The organism is Microbacterium sp. Au-Mic1 (assembly GCF_021341785.1).
In the GTDB taxonomy this organism is placed as follows: Bacteria; Actinomycetota; Actinomycetes; order Actinomycetales; family Microbacteriaceae; genus Microbacterium.
On record NZ_JAJTTF010000017.1, the window covers coordinates 1 to 17,707 of the forward strand.

Here is a 17,707-nt window from a genome sequence, read left to right on the forward strand (position 1 = left end):
GGCCCAGCGCACCACGGCCAAGCGCACGGCCGCGGCGAAGACGACGGCGGCGAAGAGCACGGCGGCCAAGACGACGGCGGCGAGGAGTACGGCTGCGAAGAGCGCCGCGGCGAAGACGAGCGCGACGAAGACGACGGCGGCCACGACGACCGCGGCGAAGCGCGCCCCGCGTGCGAAGGCGGCGGGCGGCGCTCGTTCGACCGCGCCCGCTGCTATCGCCGCTCAGGCCGCGGCCGCGGTTGCGGAGGTCGTGAATCCGCCCGCTGCAGCGGACTCCGCGTTCGAAACCGAGCCGGACCTGCGCACGCCCTCCCCACAGGAGGCCGCGACGGGGCATGATGCTCCTGTGGACACCGACTCGGGGGCGGCCGCGACGACCGCGGCTTCGGTGCAGGGTGCGCCGGAGTCCGACGCGTCGGCGGCGACTGACGCCGCGACGGCGGAGACCGTCGACTCCGGATCCGTGCCGACGGATTCGACGACGGACGAACCCGTCGAGTCCGCATCCGCGGGAACTCCGGTCGAGCCCGCGCAGGCAGGGTCGATCGAGGAACCCTCGACGGCGCCCGAGGCCGACGCGCCCGTGCCGCAGGACGTCGTGGAGGACGCCGCCGCAGTGTCCCAGAGCCCTGTCGAGGACGCCGACGGACAGGCGCTCGTCGTACGCGGGCTCGTCAAGCGCTTCGGCGACTCGATCGCGGTGGGCGGAATCGATCTGACGGTCCCCGCCGGATCCTTCTACGGCATCGTCGGCCCGAACGGCGCCGGCAAGACCACCACCCTGTCGATCATCGCCGGGCTGCTGCGCCCCGACGAGGGAACGGTGCGGATCAGCGGGATCGACCAGACCGCCGACCCGGCTGCCGCGAAGCGGGCGCTCGGCGTGCTGCCCGACCGACTGCGGACCTTCGACCGGCTCACCGGGCGCCAGCTGCTGCACTACTACGGCCTGCTGCGGGGACTCCCCTCAGACGTCGTGGAGAAGCGCGTCGCGGACCTGGCCCGGGCGTTCGATCTCACCGGCGCGCTCAGTCGCGTCGTCTCGGACTACTCCGCCGGCATGACGAAGAAGATCATGCTCGCCGGCGCGATGATCCACTCGCCGCGCGTGCTGGTGCTGGACGAGCCGTTCGAGTCGGTGGATCCGGTGTCGTCGGGTGTGATCCTGGACATCCTGCGGGCCTATGTCGCCCACGGCGGCACGGTCATCCTCTCCAGCCACGGCATGGATCTGGTCGAGCAGGTGTGCGCCCGGATCGCGATCATCGTCGGCGGCGACGTGCTCGCCGAGGGCACGGTCGACGAGGTGCGCGCGGGGCAGACCCTCGAGCAGCGCTTCGTGGAGCTCTCCGGTGCGGCCTCCGAGGTGGAGGGGCTGGAGTGGTTGCACACGTTCTCCGACTGAGGCTGATGCTGGCGCTCGGCGCGCTGCGAGGCGACCGCAGCCGGGTGGTCCGCACCGTCGTGGCGCTGCTGCTCACCGCCGCGGCGACAACGGTGTCGGTCATCGCGATCCGCAGTCTCGCACACACCTCCGAGGCGGCTGCGCACACGGTGATCGTGCTGGGCAGCTCTGCGGTGGTGCTGGGGTTCTTCGTCGCGCCGATCCTGGCGGGGTCCGTGGACCAGCTGGATCCGCGACGGTTCGCGGTCTTCGGCGTGGACGAGCGTCGCCTTCCACCGGTGCTCGCCCTCGCCGCCTTCGTGAGCGTGCCGAGCCTGGCGCTGCTCGTGATCCAGGTGGCCGTGGTGATCGTCGCGATCTCGTTCGGAGCACCGTGGCTCATCGCCGTGCTCTCGGCGCTGCTGACCCTCGTCACGGCGGTGCTCGCGGCGCGGGTCGGGATGGCGCTGAGCGCGCGGCTGCTTCCGGAGCGGCGCTCCCGCGAGCTCACCGCGCTGTTCGCGCTCGCGGTGATCGTGATCGCCGTGCCGGTGTGCGTGTTCGTGGCCTCGCTCGGCTGGGCCGGGGCCGTCCCCCCGGTCCTGCACGGCGTCGCCGACGTGCTCGGTATGACGCCGCTCGGCGCCTCTGCGGCGCTCCCCATCCTCGTGGCCTCCGAGCGGACGGGCGCCGCCTGGGTCGCGGCCGTCGTCGCGGTGCTGACGGCCGCGGTCGTCGCCGCGGGCTGGCTGATGCTCGCACGGCGGGCCCTGAGCACCACCGAGCGACCGACGACGGTGCGAGAGCGGCCGGGACTCGGCTGGTTCGGACTGCTGCCGTCGAATGCGTTCGGCGCCGTGGCCGCGCGCAGCCTGGTCTACTGGCTGCGGGATCGCCGCTACATCATGAACTTCGTGATCGTGCCGATCGCCGGAGCCCTCACCGTCATCCCGCTGCTGGTCGCCGGCGTGCCGCTCGAGATCGCCGCAGCACTGCCGGTCGCCGTGATGGCGTTGTTCTTCGGCTGGCTCCCGCACAACGACGTCGCCTATGACTCGACCGCGTTCTGGATCCATGTCGCCAGCGGCGTGAAGGGCGTGCCCGACCGGCTGGGCCGGCTCGTGCCGGTCCTGCTGATCGCGATCCCGACCCTGGCAGTGGCGATCTCCGTCACACTCGCCGTGATCGGGCGCTGGTCCCTGCTGCCGATGTTCGTGGGCGTGGTCGCGAGCCTCCTGCTGACCGGTCTCGGTCTGTCGAGCATCCTGTCGGCGGTCGCACCGTACGCCGTCTCGCGTCCGGGCGACAGCCCGTTCCAGCAGCCGCAGCGCGCGCGCGGCGGCGCGCTGGGGCAAGCCGGCACTCTGATCGGCGCCGTCGTGCTCAGCCTCCCCGCCCTGCTTCTGGCGTGGCCGGCGCTGGTCTCGGATGAGGTCTCCGCGGCCCCGGCCCTGTGGACCGGGGTGCTGATGGGCGCCGCCGTGCTGTTCTTGGGCGTGCAGACCGGCGGGCGCGCGTTCGATCGTCGTGGCGCTCAGCTGATGGAGTTCGTCGAGACCGTGTGATCGGATGACGCCGGTGGTGACGCGATCGGATGCGAGCGATCGCGGCGCCGACCCGGCCTCGCGCGATTAGACTCGCGGTCATGAGTACCCCGCTGGATGCCCCGGATCAGGGCGGCGTCGCCACCCTCGATCGCGAACTCGAGCAGCTCCTCAACGAGGAGCTCCAGGAGCCGGGAGACCACGAGCGGTTCTCCCACTATGTGAAGAAGGAGAAGATCCTCGAGTCCGCTCTGACCGGCAAGCCCGTGCGGGCGCTGTGCGGGAAGAAGTGGACCCCGGGTCGGGATCCGGAGAAGTTCCCGGTGTGCCCGACGTGCAAGGAGATCTACGAGTCGATGGTCGGCTGAGCCTTCGACAGGCTCGGTTCTAGCGGACGTCTTCGAAGACGGTCGGGATCGCCGGGTCCGACTTGCTGAGCGCAAGGGCGCGCACCGGCAGCTCCTCGCGGACCCGGAGGTGGTGCTCGCGTGCTGCGACGGTGCCCGCAGGGCCCTCGAACGCGGTGTCGATCTCGCCGCCCTCGACCAGGGTGACCTGCAGCGGACGCCCGTCGGGGTGATCCTGCGCGCCGAGCTCCTCGAAGCCGTCCGCGACGAGCACGGTCTCGGACTGCGCCACCCCGTCGGCCAGCACCCGGAACGCGGCCTTGCGCCCGCCTTTGGACGCCTTGTCCGCCGACGCCTTCGCCACGGCGACCCAGCCTCCGTCCGAGCCCTGGCGGGCGACGAGCTTGTAGACCATGCTCGCGGTGGGGTAGCCGGATCCGGTGACGACCGAGGTGCCGACGCCGTAGGAGTCCACGGGGGAGGCTGCAAGAGCGGCGATCGCGTACTCGTCGAGGTCGCTGGTCACGGTGATCCTCGTGCCGGTCGCACCGAGCTCGTCGAGCTGCGCGCGCACCTCGGCGGCCATGATCGGCAGGTCTCCGGAATCGATGCGCACGCCGCCCAACCCGGTGCCGGCCACGCGGATGGCGGTCTCCACGCCCCGTCGGATGTCGTAGGTGTCCACGAGCAGGGTGGTGCCGGTGCCGAGCGCGTCGATCTGTGCGCGGAAGGCGTCCTCCTCGCTGTCGTGCAGCAGCGTCCAGGAGTGCGCGGCGGTGCCCATGGTGGGGATGCCCCAGGTGCGCCCCGCCTCGAGGTTGCTCGTCGCGCCGAACCCGGCGATGAACGCGGCGCGGGCGGCGGCGACCGCGGAGTCCTCCGCGGCGCGGCGCGACCCCATCTCGGCGAGCGGGCGCTCGCCTGCGGCGATGCTCATCCGGCTGGCGGCGGTGGCGACGGCGGAGTCGTGGTTCAGCACGCTGAGCGCCAGGGTCTCCAGGATCACGGCGTCGGCGAAGGTTCCCTCGACGGTGAGGATCGGGGAACCCGGGAAGTACAGCTCGCCCTCGCGGTAGCCGCGGATCGTGCCGGAGAAGCGGTAGCCCTCGAGATAGCGGAGCGCGTCGGCGTCGACGACCTTCGCGTCGCGCAGGTAGCGCAGCTCGTCATCGCCGAAGCGGAAGTCGCGCAGCAGCGAGAGCAGGCGCCCGGTACCCGCGACCACGCCGAACCGGCGTCCGCCGGACAGGCGCCGGGAGAACAGCTCGAACACGCTCTGCCGCGCCGCGGTGCCGTCCCGCAGAGCGGCCTCCAGCATCGTGAGCTCGTAGCGGTCGGTCTTGAGGGCGCTGGACGCGGTCATGATCGACAGCATAGGACGCACGCCGGGTGGGGACCGCGCGGATCCGGCGACTAGGCTGGAGCATCATGAACGACGCGCCGATCGGGATCTTCGACTCCGGGGTCGGCGGGCTCACCGTCGCGCGGGCCATCAGGGCGCAGCTGCCCCGGGAATCCTTCGTCTACATCGGCGACACCGCGCATTCGCCCTATGGGCCGAAGCCCATCGCCGATGTGCGCCGCTATGCGCTCGAGGTGCTCGACACGCTCGTCGACCAGGGCGTGAAGATGCTCGTCATCGCGTGCAACACCGCGTCCTCGGCGATGCTGCGCGATGCGCGCGAGCGCTACGACGTGCCCGTCGTCGAGGTGATCGGCCCGGCGGTCCGCCGGGCGATCTCGACCACCCGCAACCGCCGGATCGGCGTGATCGGCACGGTCGGCACGATCGGATCCCGGGCCTATCAGGACATGCTCGAGGTGAACGAGAACCTCGAGGTGTTCACCGCCGCCTGCCCGCGATTCGTGGAGTTCGTGGAGGCCGGCATCACGGACACCCCGGAGGTGCTCCGGGTCGCCGAGGAGTACCTGGCGCCGCTGCGCGAAGCGGACGTCGACACCCTCGTGCTCGGCTGCACCCACTACCCGTTCCTGCGGGGTGCGATCGGCTACGTCATGGGCGAGGGTGTGTCCCTCGTCTCCAGCGATGACGAGACCGCCGGAGACGTGTACCGCCAGCTCGTGCGGGGCGACCTGCTCGCACCGGCCGACTCCCGCCCCCGCTATGTGTACGAGGCGACCGGCGCCTCCGCCGACGACTTCACCGCCCTCGCCAACCGCCTGATGGGCCAGGAGGTGCGGGGCGTCCGGCTCGTGCAGACCGGCGTCATCGACCTTCCCCACCTCAAGGAGATCCCATGACCGAGTCCACCATCCGCACCGATGGCCGCACCGTCGACCAGCTCCGCCCGATCACGATCGAACGGGGCTGGAGCGCCCAGGCCGAGGGATCCGCCCTGATCAGCTTCGGGAACACGAAGGTGCTGTGCACGGCGTCGTTCACGAACGGCGTGCCGCGCTGGCTCACCGGCAAGGGCAAGGGCTGGGTCACCGCGGAGTACGCGATGCTGCCGCGGGCCACGAACGAGCGCAACGACCGTGAGAGCGTGAAGGGTCGGATCGGCGGCCGTACCCACGAGATCTCGCGTCTGATCGGTCGCGCCCTCCGCGCGGTCGTCGACACCAAGGCGCTCGGCGAGAACACGATCGTGATCGACTGCGACGTGCTGCAGGCCGACGGCGGCACCCGCACAGCGGCGATCACCGGGGCCTATGTCGCGCTGGCGGATGCGATCGAGTGGGGGCGCAAGAAGAAGTTCATCGGGCAGAAGGCCCAGGTGCTGCACGACTCCGTCGCCGCGGTCTCGGTCGGCATCATCGACGGCGAGCCCATGCTCGACCTGGCCTACGTCGAGGACGTGCGCGCCGAGACCGACATGAACGTCGTCGTGACCGGCCGCGGGCTCTTCGTCGAGGTGCAGGGCACGGCCGAGGGCGCGCCGTTCGACAAGCGCGAGCTCGACGCGCTGCTCGAGCTCGGTGTGAACGGCTGCGCAGACCTCCGCGACCGGCAGGCGGCCGCGCTCGTCGAGGAGCAGGCGTGAGGATCGTCCTCGCCACGCACAATCCGCACAAGGTCGCCGAGTTCGGCGGGATCGTCGCGGCGACCCGCCCCGATCTCGACGTGGTCGGGTACGACGGCCCCGAGCCGGTCGAAGACGGCGTCACCTTCGAGCAGAATGCACTCATCAAGGCGCGTGCGGCGGCTGCGCACACCGGGTTGCCCGCGCTCGCCGATGACTCCGGCATCGCCGTGGACGTGCTGGGCGGATCGCCCGGCGTGTTCTCCGCGTACTGGGCCGGGCAGCGGAAGGACGCGATCGCGAACCGCGACCTCCTGCTGGACCAGCTGCGCGACATCGCGGATCCGCACCGCGCCGCGCAGTTCGTCAGCGTCATCGCCCTGGTGCTTCCGGACGGACGCGAGTGGACGGTCCGAGGCGAGTGGCCGGGCCGCCTCGCGCACGCGGCTGTCGGCGACGGAGGCTTCGGGTACGACCCGGTGTTCGTCCCCGACGGGCAGAGCGGCGCCGAGCGCACGGTCGGCGAGTTCAGCGCCGAGGAGAAGCAGGCTGAGTCGCACCGCGCCCGCGCGTTCGTCGCGCTGGTGCCGCTGCTCGCCGGGCTCTGACCCCGGCGGCCGCGGGCGGCCCCCGGAGCGTCGATCGCTAGTGAGAATCATCCCCATTCCCGACTAGGCGAAAACGCCTCCGACCGGGGGATCCCGGCTCTACCCTGGAGGCATGCACGATCATGCCCCCGCCGCCGGGATCCGCTCCGCAGGCCACCGTCGCCTGCTGGCGATCTCCCTCACACTGACCAGCACGATCATGCTGGTGCAGGTGGTCGGCGCGATCCTCAGCGGGTCGCTGGCCCTGCTCGCCGATGCGGCGCACATGTTCACCGATGCGTCCGCCCTGGTCATCGCGCTCATCGCGAGCGCGGTCGCGGCCCGTCCCGCCGATGACCGACGCACGTTCGGCTACCAGCGTGCCGAGGTGTTCGGAGCGCTCATCAACGCGATCATCCTGATCCTGCTCTCGGCCTGGGTGGCGTTCGAGGGGGTCTCCCGGCTGCTGCATCCGACCGAGGTCGAGGTCGCCGGAACGCTCATGCTCGTCGTGGCCGCCGTCGGTCTCGTGGCGAACGCGATCTCGATGTGGCTGCTCAGCGCAGCGCAGCGGGAGAGCATCAACGTGCGCGGCGCGTACCTGGAGGTGATGGGGGATCTGATCGGATCCGCGATGGTGATCGTCGCCGCGATCGTCATCATCACGACGGGCTGGATGCCGGCCGATGCGATCGCCTCGCTCGTGATCGCCGCCATGATCATCCCGCGCGCGGTCTCGCTGCTGCGCGAGGTGTTCTCGGTGCTCGCCGAATCGGCGCCGAAGGGAACCGCGGTGAGCGAGATCCGCCAGCACCTGCTCGACTACCCGGGCGTCACCGGCGTGCACGACGTGCACGTCTGGCAGCTCACCCGCGGTGCGCCCGTCTTCACGGCGCACGTGTCGGTGCAGCCCGCGCTGCTCGCCGACGGGGGAGCAGCGGCGCTCCTCGTCCAGATGCAGGCCTGCCTCGCAGAGCATTTCGACGTGGAGCACTCCACCTTCCAGATCGAGCCCGACGCCTCGGGATTCGGCAACGCCGGCGACTGCGAGGCCGTGCACGCCTGACGGGCCGGCTCCGGGCGGATCAGGACTCGACGACGACCTCTGCCGGGGACTTGTCCGGGCGCAGCCCGCGCCACCGGGAGTGGCGCAGCACGCCGTCATCGGTCCAGTTCGCGAACTCGACCTCTCCGACGAGCTCCGGCCGCACCCACAGCGCGTCGGATGCATCGGCGACGGGGACGCCGTCGACTGCGGGATTCGACGCGCGCAACGCCTCCAGCCGCGCGCCCAGGTCCTGCAGCATGCGATCGGTGAACCCGGTGCCCACTCGCCCCACATAGCGCAGCCCTGAGGGCGCCGCGGGTTCCGGGATCGCGAGCAGCAGCGACCCGATGCGCCCGGCGCGGTCGCCCTTGCCCGGGCGGATGCCGACGATCACGACCTCCTGCGCACGCGTGAGCTTGATCTTCAGCCAGCGCGGCGATCGCGCGCCCGGCGCGTAGGCGGACGCCGGGTCTTTCACGACGACGCCCTCCAGGTCGAGCGCCGCACTCGTCGCCAGCGCCGCATCGACGTCGTCGAACACCGGCGGCACGAGCACGGGCGCGGGCAGATCCGCCGCGATCCGCTCCAGGAGCTCACGACGGTCGCGCAGGGGGAGGCCGGTGAGGTCGTGGCCCTCCAGATGCAGCAGGTCGAACAGGTGATAGCGCACGGGCGTGCGGACCACCTCGCGCTCGATCTCGCGCGCCCGGGTGAGATGCATCCGATCCTGAAGGCGGTGGAAGCTGGGCCGGCCCGCGGAGTCGAGCGCGACGATCTCGCCGTCCACCACCGCATCGCCGACGGGGAATCGGGGGGCACCGTCCGCGGTGAGCTCGGGGTAACGGTCGGTGATGTCGGTGCCGCTGCGCGCGCGCAACCGGAACCGGCCGTCCTTCCATGTGCCGATCGCACGGATCCCGTCCCACTTGATCTCAGCCCAGCCCAGTCCACGGGCGGTGCCGGGGGTGCCGTGGTCCGCGAGCATGGGGGAGTACGCGGGGAGATCCGTTCCTGGCTCCGCTTCGTGGGCCACTCCGCGCTCGGACCCTCGACCGCGCAGTCCCCCGACGGTGATCCGCTCGCGAGCTCGCGAGTCACCGTCTCCCGCCAGACCCGATGCCTGCGCGGCCGAGGGACCGATCGCTGCGCTCCGGTCTGCTCGGCCGCCCGTGCCGGTGAGGGACGTGGCGTCGGGATCCGCGCGGGAGATCGTCGCGAACGGATCCATGCCGCTCTGCGCCCGCTCGAGAACCTCGTCGAACCGCAGTTGCCGGAGGTCCGGAGCGTGCAGCTCCTCCCACGTGCGAGGGGCGGCGACCCATGGCTCTGGGCGGCCGCGCAGGGAGTAGGGCGCGATCGTCGTCTTCTTGCCGTTGTTCTGGCTCCAGTCGAGGAAGACCTTCCCGGCACGCAGGGTCTTCGTCATCACGCTCGTCACGAGATCCGGGCGATCCGCCTCGATCGCCCGGGCGAGGGCATGCGCGAAGGCCGAGATCTCCTCGCTGGTCCGATCGCCGGGCAGGTGGGCATAGAGGTGGATCCCCTTGCTGCCGCTCGTGACCGGGACCGGATCCATGCCCATGCCGTCGAGGATGCCTCGCGCCATGAACGCCACCTCGGCGCACTGCGCGAGCGTGACGCCCGGTCCCGGATCGAGGTCGAGGACGAGGCGATCCGGGTTGCCGCGGCCGCCGTCGGGGGCGAAGCGCCATTGCGGGATGTGCAGCTCGATCGCGGCGACCTGCGCCATCCAGACGAGGGTCGCGACTTCGTCGACGAGGGGATAGTCCTTCGCCCCTCCGGAGTGGGGGATCTCCTGCCGCGGGATCCACCCCGGCGCCCCCGGTTCGAGCTGCTTGGCGAAGAAGGAGCCCTGCGGATCCTCCGCGGTGCCGACGCCCTCCACCCATCGCTTGCGCGTGACCGGACGTCCGGCGAGGACAGGCAGCAGCTGCGGGGCGATCCGCGCGTAGTAGTCGATCACCTCGCCCTTGGTGGTGCCGGTGGCCGGGTACACCACCTTGTCGAGGTTCGTCACGCGCAGACGCCGCTCGCCGATGCGCGCGAACTGCGGGCCGTCTGCCATGCCGTCAGGCTATCCCGCGCCCGTGGTAGTGGTGTGTACTGGTGCCATGAGGACGATCTGGAAGGGCTCGCTCACCTTCGGCCTGGTCAATGTGCCGGTCAAGGTGTACTCGGCGACGGAGGACCACGACGTCGCGCTGCATCAGGTGCACGACGCGGACGGCGGGCGGATCCGCTACAAGAGGGTGTGCGAGATCTGCGGCGAGACCGTCGCCTACTCCGAGATCGACCGGGCCTATCAGGACGAGTCGCAGACCGTGGTACTGACCAAGGAGGACCTGGAGTCCCTGCCGGCCGAGCGCAGCCGCGAGATCGACGTCGTGGAGTTCGTGCCGTCGGACCAGGTGGATCTGCTGACGCTGGACAAGGCGTACTACCTCGAGCCGGATTCGAAGTCACCCAAGGCCTACGTGCTGCTGCGCAAGACCCTCGAGGCGACCGACCGCACCGCGATCGTGCGGTTCACCCTCAGGCAGAAGACGAGGCTCGCGGCCCTGCGGGTGCGCGGCGATGTCCTCGTGCTGCAGACGCTGCTGTGGGCCGACGAGGTGCGCGAAGCCGACTTCCCCATCCTGCAGGAGGAGGTCACGGTCTCCGACAAGGAGCTCGAGCTGTCGGCGTCGCTGGTCGACGGATTCTCCGCCGACTTCGACCCGAGCGCCTTCGTCGACGAATACCAGGTCGAGCTGCGCACGCTCATCGACGCCAAGATCGAGAAGGGCGAGGCGTTCGAGACCGAGGAGACGTTCGCGCCTGCCGAGAAGGGCGGCGAGGTCATCGATCTCATGGAGGCGCTGCGGGCGAGCGTCGAGAAGTCGAAGGCCGCGCGCGCCGCAGCCGCGGAGGGCGGTTCCGGCGAGGCGGACAGCCGCGACGTCGGCTGAACCCCGCTCAGATCTCCGGCTCGACGGCCGGGATCCCGGCGGCGGACTCCTTCTTCGCCTTGCGGCGCTCGTTCAAGTAGTGCCAGACGGTGACGGCGAGGGTGAGCGCGACGACGCCCAGCAGGATCACGTCGATGTACTTGGTCACGAGATCGGCGATCCAGGGGATGTACGCGATCAGGTAGCCGACGTAGGTGAGCCCGAAGCCCCAGATCAGGGCTCCGATGAGGTTGTACAGGCTGTACTTGCGCCACGGCATGTGCCCGACGCCGGCGGCGACGGGGGCGAAGGTGCGCACCACCGGCACGAAACGCGCCAGGATCACCGTGAGACCGCCGAAGCGCTCGAAGAAGTGGTTCGTGCGCTCGACGTTCTTCCTGCTGAACAGGCCGGACTCCTTGCGCTCGAAGACCGCAGGACCGCCCTTGTGCCCGATCAGATAGCCGACCTCGCCGCCGAGGAACGCCGCCAGCGCGATCAGCAGGCCGACCGCCCAGATCTCCACTCCGAACACGTGGTTGGTGTGCGTGAGCAGACCCGAGATGATCAGCAGCGTGTCGCCCGGGAGCAGGAACCCGATGAGCAGGCCGGTCTCGGCGAAGATGATGAACAGCACCACGGCGAGCGCCCAGGGGCCGGCGCCGTTGATGATGACATTCGGGTCGAGCCAGGGGATGAGGGCGGCGTGGTGCACAGGTGATTCCCGTCCGTGGAGTCGTCGCTGGAGTGGTCGCCGAGATGCGGCTTCTGTGAAGTCTAGAGCGGACAGGTCTCGCCCGGCTGGGAGAGCGGCGCGCAGAACGACAGAGCGCTGACGGGACGACCTTCGGCCGCCCCGTCAGCGCTTTCGTGCGGAAGGTGGGACTTGATTCCCTCCGGGCCTTCTCCACACGTCGCATCCGCGACGCGCGGAGCCTCTGGCCGGCGGGGCCCTGGGGGTCAAGGAGGCCCCTCTTCGAACGAAAAGCGCTGACGGGACGACCTCCGGCCGCCCCGTCAGCGCTTCGTGCGGAAGGTGGGACTTGAACCCACACGCCCGGAGGCACAGGAACCTAAATCCTGCGTGTCTGCCAATTTCACCACTCCCGCGGGTGGATCCAGTCTACTGAGACCGGATCCACCCGCTTCGTCGGGCGATCAGCCGTGGAACTCGTGCGGGTGCGGGCCTGTGCGCCCGTCGCGGTCGAGGCCGTCGATCGCGGCGAGCTCGGTGGGATCGAGGTCGAAGTCAAACACGTCGAAGTTCTCCGCGATGCGGTTCGGGGTCACCGACTTCGGGATCACCACCCGGCCCTGCTGCAGGTGCCAGCGCAGCACCACCTGGGCGGGGGTGCGGCCGTGCCGGGCTGCGATGGCGGTGATGGCGGGATCCTGCAGCACGGCGCCCTGGGCGAGCGGGCTCCATGCTTCGGTCACCACGCCGGCGGCAGCGTCCGCGGCGATCACCGCACGGTTCTGGAATGCGGGGTGCAGCTCCACCTGGTTGACCGCGGGGACGACGGATCCGCTCTCGAGGATCCGGGCGAGGTGCACGGGCTCGAAGTTCGAGACGCCGATCGCGCGCACCCGGCCCTCGGCGTAGAGCGCCTCGAGCCCGCGCCAGGTGCCGGCGTAGTCGCCGTCGCCGAGCTCGGGCCAATGGATCAGGTAGAGGTCGAGGGCATCCAGGCCCAGGTTCTCAAGACTCGCGTCGTACGCGCGGAGGGTCGCGTCGTAGCCCTGCTCGGCGTTCCACGCCTTCGAGGTGATGAAGAGCTCGTCGCGCGCGATGCCCGATTCGGCGATCGCGCGGCCGACCCCGCGCTCGTTGCCGTAGATCGCGGCGGTGTCGATGCTGCGGTATCCGGTCTGCAGGGCGCGCGCGACGGCGGCGGTGGTCTCGTCGTCGGGTACCTGGAAGACCCCGAAGCCGAGCTGGGGCATGGTCACGCCGTTGTTCAGCGTGACGGTGCTGTTCAGCGTGATGGTGGGAACGGTCATGTCGTTCGTCCTTCTGTGTGTGGTGCGGAGACAGGTGTGTCGGAGGGCGCGTGGGGTCAGCGCACAGCGCCGGCCGGGACCGGCGTCGCGGTGGTGGCCGCGTTCGCGGCGCCCGGATGTGCGACGGTCCGACGCGCGGTGAGCGCCGCGACGACCATCACGACGAGGGCCAGCGCGGTGATGCCGGCGCCGATCCAGATGGGGGAGGTGTAACCGAGGCCCGCGGCGATGCCGACACCGCCGGCCCAGGCGCCCAGGGCGTTGCCGACGTTGAAGGCGCCGATGTTCGCACCGGACGCGAGCGTCGGGGCCGATGCGGCGTAGCCCATGATCCGGGACTGCAGCCCGGGGACCGTGCCGAACCCGAAGCCGCCCATGAGGAAGAGCGCCACGACGGTGGCCGGGCCGTTCGACGCGACGAGCGCGAAGCCCGCGAGCACGACGACGAGGGCCGCGATGAAGACGATGAGGGTCCCGTCGATCGACCGGTCCGCGGCCTTGCCGCCGGCCCAGTTGCCGAGGAACAGGCCGAGGCCGAACAGCACCAGCAGCCACGGCACCATGGTCGAGGCGAACCCGCTGACCTCGGTGAGCGTGTAGGCGATGTAGGTGAACGCGCCGAACATGCCTCCGTATGCGAGCACGGTCACGGTGAGCGACAGCCACACCTGGCCGGAGCGGAAGGCGCCGAGCTCGTCGCCTAGGCGGGTCGGGGCGGTGTCGTGCGTCGCGGGCACGAGCAGGGCGATCCCGACCAAGGCGACGACGCCGATGATCGCGATCGCCCAGAACGTGGCCCGCCAGCCCAGCTGCTGGCCGAGGAAGGTGCCGAAGGGCACACCGAGCACGTTCGCCGCGGTGAGGCCGGTGAACATGATCGCGATCGCGCCCGCCTTCTTCGCGGCGGGGACGAGCGAGGCGGCCAGAACCGAGCCGATGCCGAAGAACGCGCCGTGCGTGAGGGCGGCGATGATGCGGCCGACCATCGCGAGGCCATACCCGGGTGCGAGCGCGGTGAGCGCGTTGCCGATGATGAACAGCACGATGAGGCCGAGCAGCACGGGCTTGCGGGGCAGGCGCGTGGTGGCGGCGGTGAGGAACAGCGCTCCGACGACGACGCTCAGGGCGTAGCCGGAGATGAGCCAGCCGGCGGCGGCCTCGGTGACGCCGAAGCCGGCGGCCACCTCGGGCAGCAGGCCCATGATGACGAACTCGGTGAGGCCGATTCCGAAGGCGCCGAGGGCGAGGGCGATCAGGCCGAGAGGCATGGGGGAACTCCTGGTACAGTGAGGTAGTTGCAGACGCGGGTTTTTGCGTCGGTGATCACAATACTTGCACGCGCAAATAGAAAGCGCAAGCAACGACCTTTTGGAGGATCCATGGGCATCGCCGATGACGCCGTCGAGATCCGCGCCCGCGGATGGCGCACGATGGCCGCTCTGCACGCCATGATCGAGGCGGAGCTGGAGCGCACTCTGTCGACCGAGGCAGGACTGTCGGTGGTCGAGTACACCGTGCTGGAGGCGCTGGACCGGCAGGACGGCTGGCACATGCGCATGCAGCAGCTCGCCCGGGCCGCGGCGCTCAGCCCGAGCGCGACCACGCGACTCGTGAACCGTCTCGAGGACAGGGGACTGCTCACCCGGATCCTGTGCGTCGACGACCGTCGCGGAATCTACACCGAGCTGACGGCGAGCGGGCAGGAGCTGTACGAGCGTGCCCGCCCGGTGCACGACGAGACCCTGGAGCGCGTGCTCGCCGATGCCGCGGAGCAGCCCGAGCTGCTGCCCATGGTGGACGCACTGCACGACGTCGCGCGCGCCGGCTGACGCACCTCCCGCGCCGCTGGAGCGCGGGTCTGTGGATAACTTCCGAGGCGGATCCGCGGATCCTGCGACGATGCGGGGGTGAGCCTGTCGACCGCCGCCGTCACCGAGAGGGTGCGCGCCCGGCTGCGCGCCGAGCGCACGGATCCGTCGGTGCATCCGGACGAGGCGCGGCGAATCGCGCAGTTCGAGGTGCGCCGTCACAACGATCAGGCACTGGCACGCGGCACCGCCACGATCGACGACGAGGCGGCGTGCGTGCGGGACATCCTCGCGGGGGTCGCCGGATACGGTCCGCTGCAGCCGCTGCTCGAGGACGACACGATCGAGGAGATCTGGCTGAACGGTCCTTCCCGCGTGTTCATCGCGCGGGAAGGACGCAGCGAGCGCGTGCCGATCACGCTGACCGAGGCGCAGCTGCGGGACGTCGTCGAGCGCATGCTGCACTCCACGGGACGGCGGGTGGATATCGGCCAGCCGTTCGTGGACGCGTCCCTTCCGGACGGATCCCGTCTGCACGTCGCGATCGCCGACGTCGTCCGCGGCTCCTGGGCGGTGAACATCAGGAAGTTCGTCCCGCGATACCGGAGCCTGGAGTCGCTCGTCGCTCAGGGGATGGTGCCCGTCCCGGTCGCGGAGATGCTCTCCGACGCCATGCGCGCGGGGCGCAGCGTCGTCGTGTCGGGCCCGACGCATGCCGGTAAGACCACCCTGCTGGCAGCGCTGGTCGCCGAATGCGTGGACCAGCGCGTGATCACAGTGGAGGAGACCTTCGAACTGGGCGTGCAGGCGCCGGATCTCGTGGCCTTGCAGGGGCGTCAGGCGAGCCTCGAAGGCACGGGCGAGATCACGCTGCGCCGCCTCGTCAAGGAGGCGCTGCGCATGCGGCCGGACCGGCTCGTGGTCGGCGAGGTGCGCGATGCCGAAGCGCTCGACCTGGTGCTCGCGTTGAACACGGGCATCCCCGGCGCGGCGACGGTGCACGCGAACTCGGCCGCGGAGGCGCTCGACAAGCTGACCATGCTGCCGCTGCTCGCCGGCCGCAACATCGATCGCGCGTTCATCGCGCCGGCGCTCGCCGCCTCCGTCGACCTGGTCGTGCACTGCCGTCGGGAGGCGGACGGCGGGCGTCGCGTCGCAGAGGTGATCGCGCCGCTCGGAGTGGATGCGGAGGGGCGCATCAACCATCGGGTGCTGTTCCCGGTTTCGGCGTCGTATGCCGCTCCGGGCATGCCCGTGGAGGAGGGCATCGCATGACGGTGCTTCTCGGTGCGCTGCTCGCTGCGGGCGTCGTTCTGGCGGCGTCGCCCTGGTTGTGGCCTGCCGGACGACGCGCGGCGCGCGCTCCCCGCACGGGTGCGGCGACCAGGCTGCTGCGCGAGGCCGGATTCCGGTCGGATGCGCGGGTGCTCGGGGTGAGCGTCGTCGCGGGCGGCCTCGTCGCGGGGTCGGTGGCGTGGCTGACCACGGGGACTGCGGCATTCGCCCTCGTGATCGCCGTGGCGGGAGCTGCGACGCCCGTGGTGTTCCTGCGGTCGCGGCGGCAGCGGCTGCTGCGGCTGCGACGCGGGCTCTGGCCCGATGTGTGCGATCTGCTGATCGCGTCGATCAGGGTCGGCATGCCGTTGCCCGACGCAGTCGCCGGCCTCGAGGAGGCCGCACCGGCTCCGCTCCGCCCCGCGTTCGCCGCCTTCGCGCGCGATCTGCACGCGACGGGGCGCTTCGATGCGGCCGCGGTGAAGCTCAAGGAGGCTCTCGCGGATCCGGTCGGGGACCGGATCGTCGAGACGCTGCGCATGGCGCGGGAGGTCGGCGGCACCGAGCTCAGCACCGTGCTGCGGGCGCTGTCCGGTTCCGTGCGGGCGGAGGCCGCGCTGCGTGCCGAGGTGGAGGCGCGGCAGTCCTGGATCCGCGGCGCCGCTGTGCTCGGGGCGATCGCGCCGTGGGTGATCCTCGTGCTGCTCCTGCTGCGTCCGGAGGGTGTCGAGGCGTACACCAGCCCCGAGGGCGTCGCGCTCATCCTCGGCGGGGCCGCGGTGTCGTTCGTGGCATTCCGGGTGATGCTGCGCATCGGCCGACTGCCGGAGCCTCGGAGGTGGTTCCGGTGAGCGCGCTGTCGGACGCCGCCATCGCCGTGCTGCTCGGTGGCTTGCTGGCGGCGGGCCTGCTGCTCGTGCTGGCCGCCTTCCCGCGGTGGCGCTGGGCGAACCTCAGCACGCGGATCGCACCGCACGTCCGCGACGTCGCCGACCTCACGGATCCCGTCGAGCGCCTGCCGTGGCGGATGCCTGCCGGCAGATCCTGGGCAGCGCGCGTCAAGGGCGTGTTCGGACTGTTCGGCGGTGGTGACGCCGGGGTCGCCCTGCGGATGACGCAGGCTGGTTCGCCAGGAGGGCCCGGGGCCTTCCGCAGCCGTCAGCTGGTCTGGGTGCTCGTCGGGTTGGGCGTCGGTGCCGTCGCCACCGTCGCGCTCGTGCTCGCCGGACGCATGTCCGCGCCCGTCGTGCTGCTGCCGGTCCTGACGGCGATCACGGCGGGTGTCGCCTGCGACGTGCTGCTCGGTGCCAGGGCGAAGGCCCGCGTCGCGCGGCTCACCGAGGAGCTGCCGACGGTCCTGGAGTTCCTCGCCCTGTGCCTGTCCGCAGGAGAAGGACTCCCGGATGCGCTGCGCCGGGTGGGGCAGGCCGGGTCCGGTGAGCTCAGCGGGGAGCTGCGCAACGTGATCCTCGCGGTGAACACCGGGTCTTCCCTCGCCGACGCACTCGGCGACGGCGCGCAGAGACTGCAGATCCCTCCGCTTACCCGTGCGGTCGATCAGATCGTCGCGGCGCTCGAGCGCGGAGCGCCGCTGGCATCGGTGCTGCAGGCGCAGGCATCGGATGCGCGCGAGGAGACCAAGCGCGGCCTGATCGAACAGGCCGGGCGCAAGGAGATCCTCATGCTGCTTCCGCTGGTGTTCCTGATCCTGCCGCTGTCGGTCCTGTTCGCCGTTTTCCCCGGCGTCTTCATCCTGCGGCTCGGCATCGGCTGACCGCGCT

At 70.9% G+C, this 17,707-nt stretch carries 17 protein-coding genes and 1 tRNA gene; 12 read left to right on the plus strand and 6 right to left on the minus strand.

Going from position 1 to position 17,707, the window contains the following annotated elements; translation table 11 throughout:
* The first annotated feature begins 250 nt into the window (after positions 1-250).
* The 3 genes from LXM50_RS17785 (at position 251) to LXM50_RS17795 (ending at position 3,296) form a co-directional block, all read left to right on the plus strand.
* Positions 251-1,405, plus strand: a complete 1,155-nt coding sequence (locus LXM50_RS17785; RefSeq protein WP_233312870.1) for an ABC transporter ATP-binding protein — start codon at positions 251-253, stop codon at positions 1,403-1,405.
* The gene (locus tag LXM50_RS17790) at positions 1,381-2,949 is read left to right on the plus strand and encodes a hypothetical protein (RefSeq protein WP_233312818.1); all 1,569 of its coding nucleotides are present in this window, start codon (positions 1,381-1,383) and stop codon (positions 2,947-2,949) included. Before LXM50_RS17785 ends, LXM50_RS17790 begins: the two co-directional genes overlap by 25 nt.
* A gap of 80 nt (positions 2,950-3,029) precedes the next feature.
* Entirely contained in the window at positions 3,030-3,296 is a 267-nt protein-coding gene (locus LXM50_RS17795; protein WP_045272272.1) for a DUF3039 domain-containing protein, read from the plus strand.
* A gap of 19 nt (positions 3,297-3,315) precedes the next feature.
* On the opposite strand, the gene LXM50_RS17800 is transcribed toward LXM50_RS17795, so the two are convergent.
* Positions 3,316-4,638, minus strand: a complete 1,323-nt coding sequence (locus tag LXM50_RS17800) for a nicotinate phosphoribosyltransferase (RefSeq protein WP_233312819.1) — start codon at positions 4,636-4,638, stop codon at positions 3,316-3,318.
* A gap of 65 nt (positions 4,639-4,703) precedes the next feature.
* On the opposite strand from LXM50_RS17800, the gene murI reads away from it, so the two are divergent.
* From murI to LXM50_RS17820, 4 genes are all read left to right on the plus strand, one after another.
* Complete coding sequence (gene murI, locus LXM50_RS17805; RefSeq protein WP_233312820.1) at positions 4,704-5,537, plus strand: glutamate racemase; 834 nt, start codon at positions 4,704-4,706, stop codon at positions 5,535-5,537.
* Positions 5,534-6,280 (plus strand): ribonuclease PH, encoded by a 747-nt coding sequence (rph, locus tag LXM50_RS17810; protein ID WP_233312821.1) that lies wholly within the window; start codon positions 5,534-5,536, stop codon positions 6,278-6,280. The genes murI and rph overlap by 4 nt, the downstream gene beginning before the upstream one ends.
* A complete protein-coding gene (rdgB, locus tag LXM50_RS17815; RefSeq protein WP_233312822.1) occupies positions 6,277-6,867 on the plus strand; it encodes an RdgB/HAM1 family non-canonical purine NTP pyrophosphatase in 591 nt (196 codons plus the stop codon). Before rph ends, rdgB begins: the two co-directional genes overlap by 4 nt.
* A gap of 112 nt (positions 6,868-6,979) precedes the next feature.
* Positions 6,980-7,912, plus strand: coding sequence for a cation diffusion facilitator family transporter (locus tag LXM50_RS17820; protein ID WP_233312823.1), 933 nt, complete (start codon positions 6,980-6,982; stop codon positions 7,910-7,912).
* 19 nt (positions 7,913-7,931) lie between these two features.
* Here the strand turns inward: LXM50_RS17820 and ligD are convergent, their stop codons facing one another.
* Positions 7,932-9,980: a non-homologous end-joining DNA ligase gene (gene ligD / locus LXM50_RS17825; RefSeq protein ID WP_233312824.1), complete on the minus strand. Its 2,049-nt coding sequence runs from the start codon at positions 9,978-9,980 to the stop codon at positions 7,932-7,934.
* Positions 9,981-10,026: 46 nt separating this feature from the next.
* On the opposite strand from ligD, the gene LXM50_RS17830 reads away from it, so the two are divergent.
* Positions 10,027-10,863: a Ku protein gene (locus tag LXM50_RS17830; protein WP_233312825.1), complete on the plus strand. Its 837-nt coding sequence runs from the start codon at positions 10,027-10,029 to the stop codon at positions 10,861-10,863.
* A gap of 7 nt (positions 10,864-10,870) precedes the next feature.
* Here LXM50_RS17830 and LXM50_RS17835 read toward each other — a convergent pair whose 3' ends face one another.
* From LXM50_RS17835 to LXM50_RS17850, 4 genes are all read right to left on the minus strand, one after another.
* Positions 10,871-11,557, minus strand: coding sequence for a DedA family protein (locus tag LXM50_RS17835; RefSeq protein WP_233312826.1), 687 nt, complete (start codon positions 11,555-11,557; stop codon positions 10,871-10,873).
* 313 nt (positions 11,558-11,870) lie between these two features.
* A tRNA-Leu gene (locus tag LXM50_RS17840) sits at positions 11,871-11,952 on the minus strand.
* A 48-nt stretch (positions 11,953-12,000) separates the two neighbouring features.
* Positions 12,001-12,843 carry an aldo/keto reductase gene (locus tag LXM50_RS17845; protein WP_233312827.1) on the minus strand — a complete coding sequence of 281 codons (843 nt, stop codon included), beginning with the start codon at positions 12,841-12,843 and terminating at the stop codon, positions 12,001-12,003.
* Between the two features lie 56 nt (positions 12,844-12,899).
* Positions 12,900-14,111: an MFS transporter gene (locus LXM50_RS17850; RefSeq protein WP_233312828.1), complete on the minus strand. Its 1,212-nt coding sequence runs from the start codon at positions 14,109-14,111 to the stop codon at positions 12,900-12,902.
* A gap of 111 nt (positions 14,112-14,222) precedes the next feature.
* On the opposite strand from LXM50_RS17850, the gene LXM50_RS17855 reads away from it, so the two are divergent.
* The 4 genes from LXM50_RS17855 to LXM50_RS17870 all read left to right on the plus strand — a co-directional run bounded on the left by LXM50_RS17855 (position 14,223) and on the right by LXM50_RS17870 (position 17,700).
* The gene (locus LXM50_RS17855; protein ID WP_233312829.1) at positions 14,223-14,672 is read left to right on the plus strand and encodes a MarR family winged helix-turn-helix transcriptional regulator; all 450 of its coding nucleotides are present in this window, start codon (positions 14,223-14,225) and stop codon (positions 14,670-14,672) included.
* Positions 14,673-14,750: 78 nt separating this feature from the next.
* Positions 14,751-15,926: a CpaF family protein gene (locus LXM50_RS17860; RefSeq protein ID WP_233312830.1), complete on the plus strand. Its 1,176-nt coding sequence runs from the start codon at positions 14,751-14,753 to the stop codon at positions 15,924-15,926.
* Positions 15,923-16,777, plus strand: coding sequence for a type II secretion system F family protein (locus LXM50_RS17865; protein WP_233312831.1), 855 nt, complete (start codon positions 15,923-15,925; stop codon positions 16,775-16,777). The genes LXM50_RS17860 and LXM50_RS17865 overlap by 4 nt, the downstream gene beginning before the upstream one ends.
* Complete coding sequence (locus tag LXM50_RS17870; RefSeq protein WP_233312832.1) at positions 16,774-17,700, plus strand: type II secretion system F family protein; 927 nt, start codon at positions 16,774-16,776, stop codon at positions 17,698-17,700. The genes LXM50_RS17865 and LXM50_RS17870 overlap by 4 nt, the downstream gene beginning before the upstream one ends.
* Positions 17,701-17,707: the final 7 nt, after the last annotated feature.

Excerpts from the sequence above, each read along its gene's own strand:
- LXM50_RS17795 (WP_045272272.1), top strand. The coding sequence starts at position 3,030 with ATGAGTACCCCGCTGGATGCCCCGGATCAGGGCGGCGTCGCCACCCTC.
- LXM50_RS17800 (WP_233312819.1), bottom strand. The coding sequence starts at position 4,638 with ATGACCGCGTCCAGCGCCCTCAAGACCGACCGCTACGAGCTCACGATG.
- murI (WP_233312820.1), top strand. The coding sequence starts at position 4,704 with ATGAACGACGCGCCGATCGGGATCTTCGACTCCGGGGTCGGCGGGCTC.
- rph (WP_233312821.1), top strand. The coding sequence starts at position 5,534 with ATGACCGAGTCCACCATCCGCACCGATGGCCGCACCGTCGACCAGCTC.
- LXM50_RS17820 (WP_233312823.1), top strand. The coding sequence starts at position 6,980 with ATGCACGATCATGCCCCCGCCGCCGGGATCCGCTCCGCAGGCCACCGT.
- ligD (WP_233312824.1), bottom strand. The coding sequence starts at position 9,980 with ATGGCAGACGGCCCGCAGTTCGCGCGCATCGGCGAGCGGCGTCTGCGC.
- LXM50_RS17830 (WP_233312825.1), top strand. The coding sequence starts at position 10,027 with ATGAGGACGATCTGGAAGGGCTCGCTCACCTTCGGCCTGGTCAATGTG.
- LXM50_RS17845 (WP_233312827.1), bottom strand. The coding sequence starts at position 12,843 with ATGACCGTTCCCACCATCACGCTGAACAGCACCGTCACGCTGAACAAC.
- LXM50_RS17850 (WP_233312828.1), bottom strand. The coding sequence starts at position 14,111 with ATGCCTCTCGGCCTGATCGCCCTCGCCCTCGGCGCCTTCGGAATCGGC.
- LXM50_RS17855 (WP_233312829.1), top strand. The coding sequence starts at position 14,223 with ATGGGCATCGCCGATGACGCCGTCGAGATCCGCGCCCGCGGATGGCGC.
- LXM50_RS17865 (WP_233312831.1), top strand. The coding sequence starts at position 15,923 with ATGACGGTGCTTCTCGGTGCGCTGCTCGCTGCGGGCGTCGTTCTGGCG.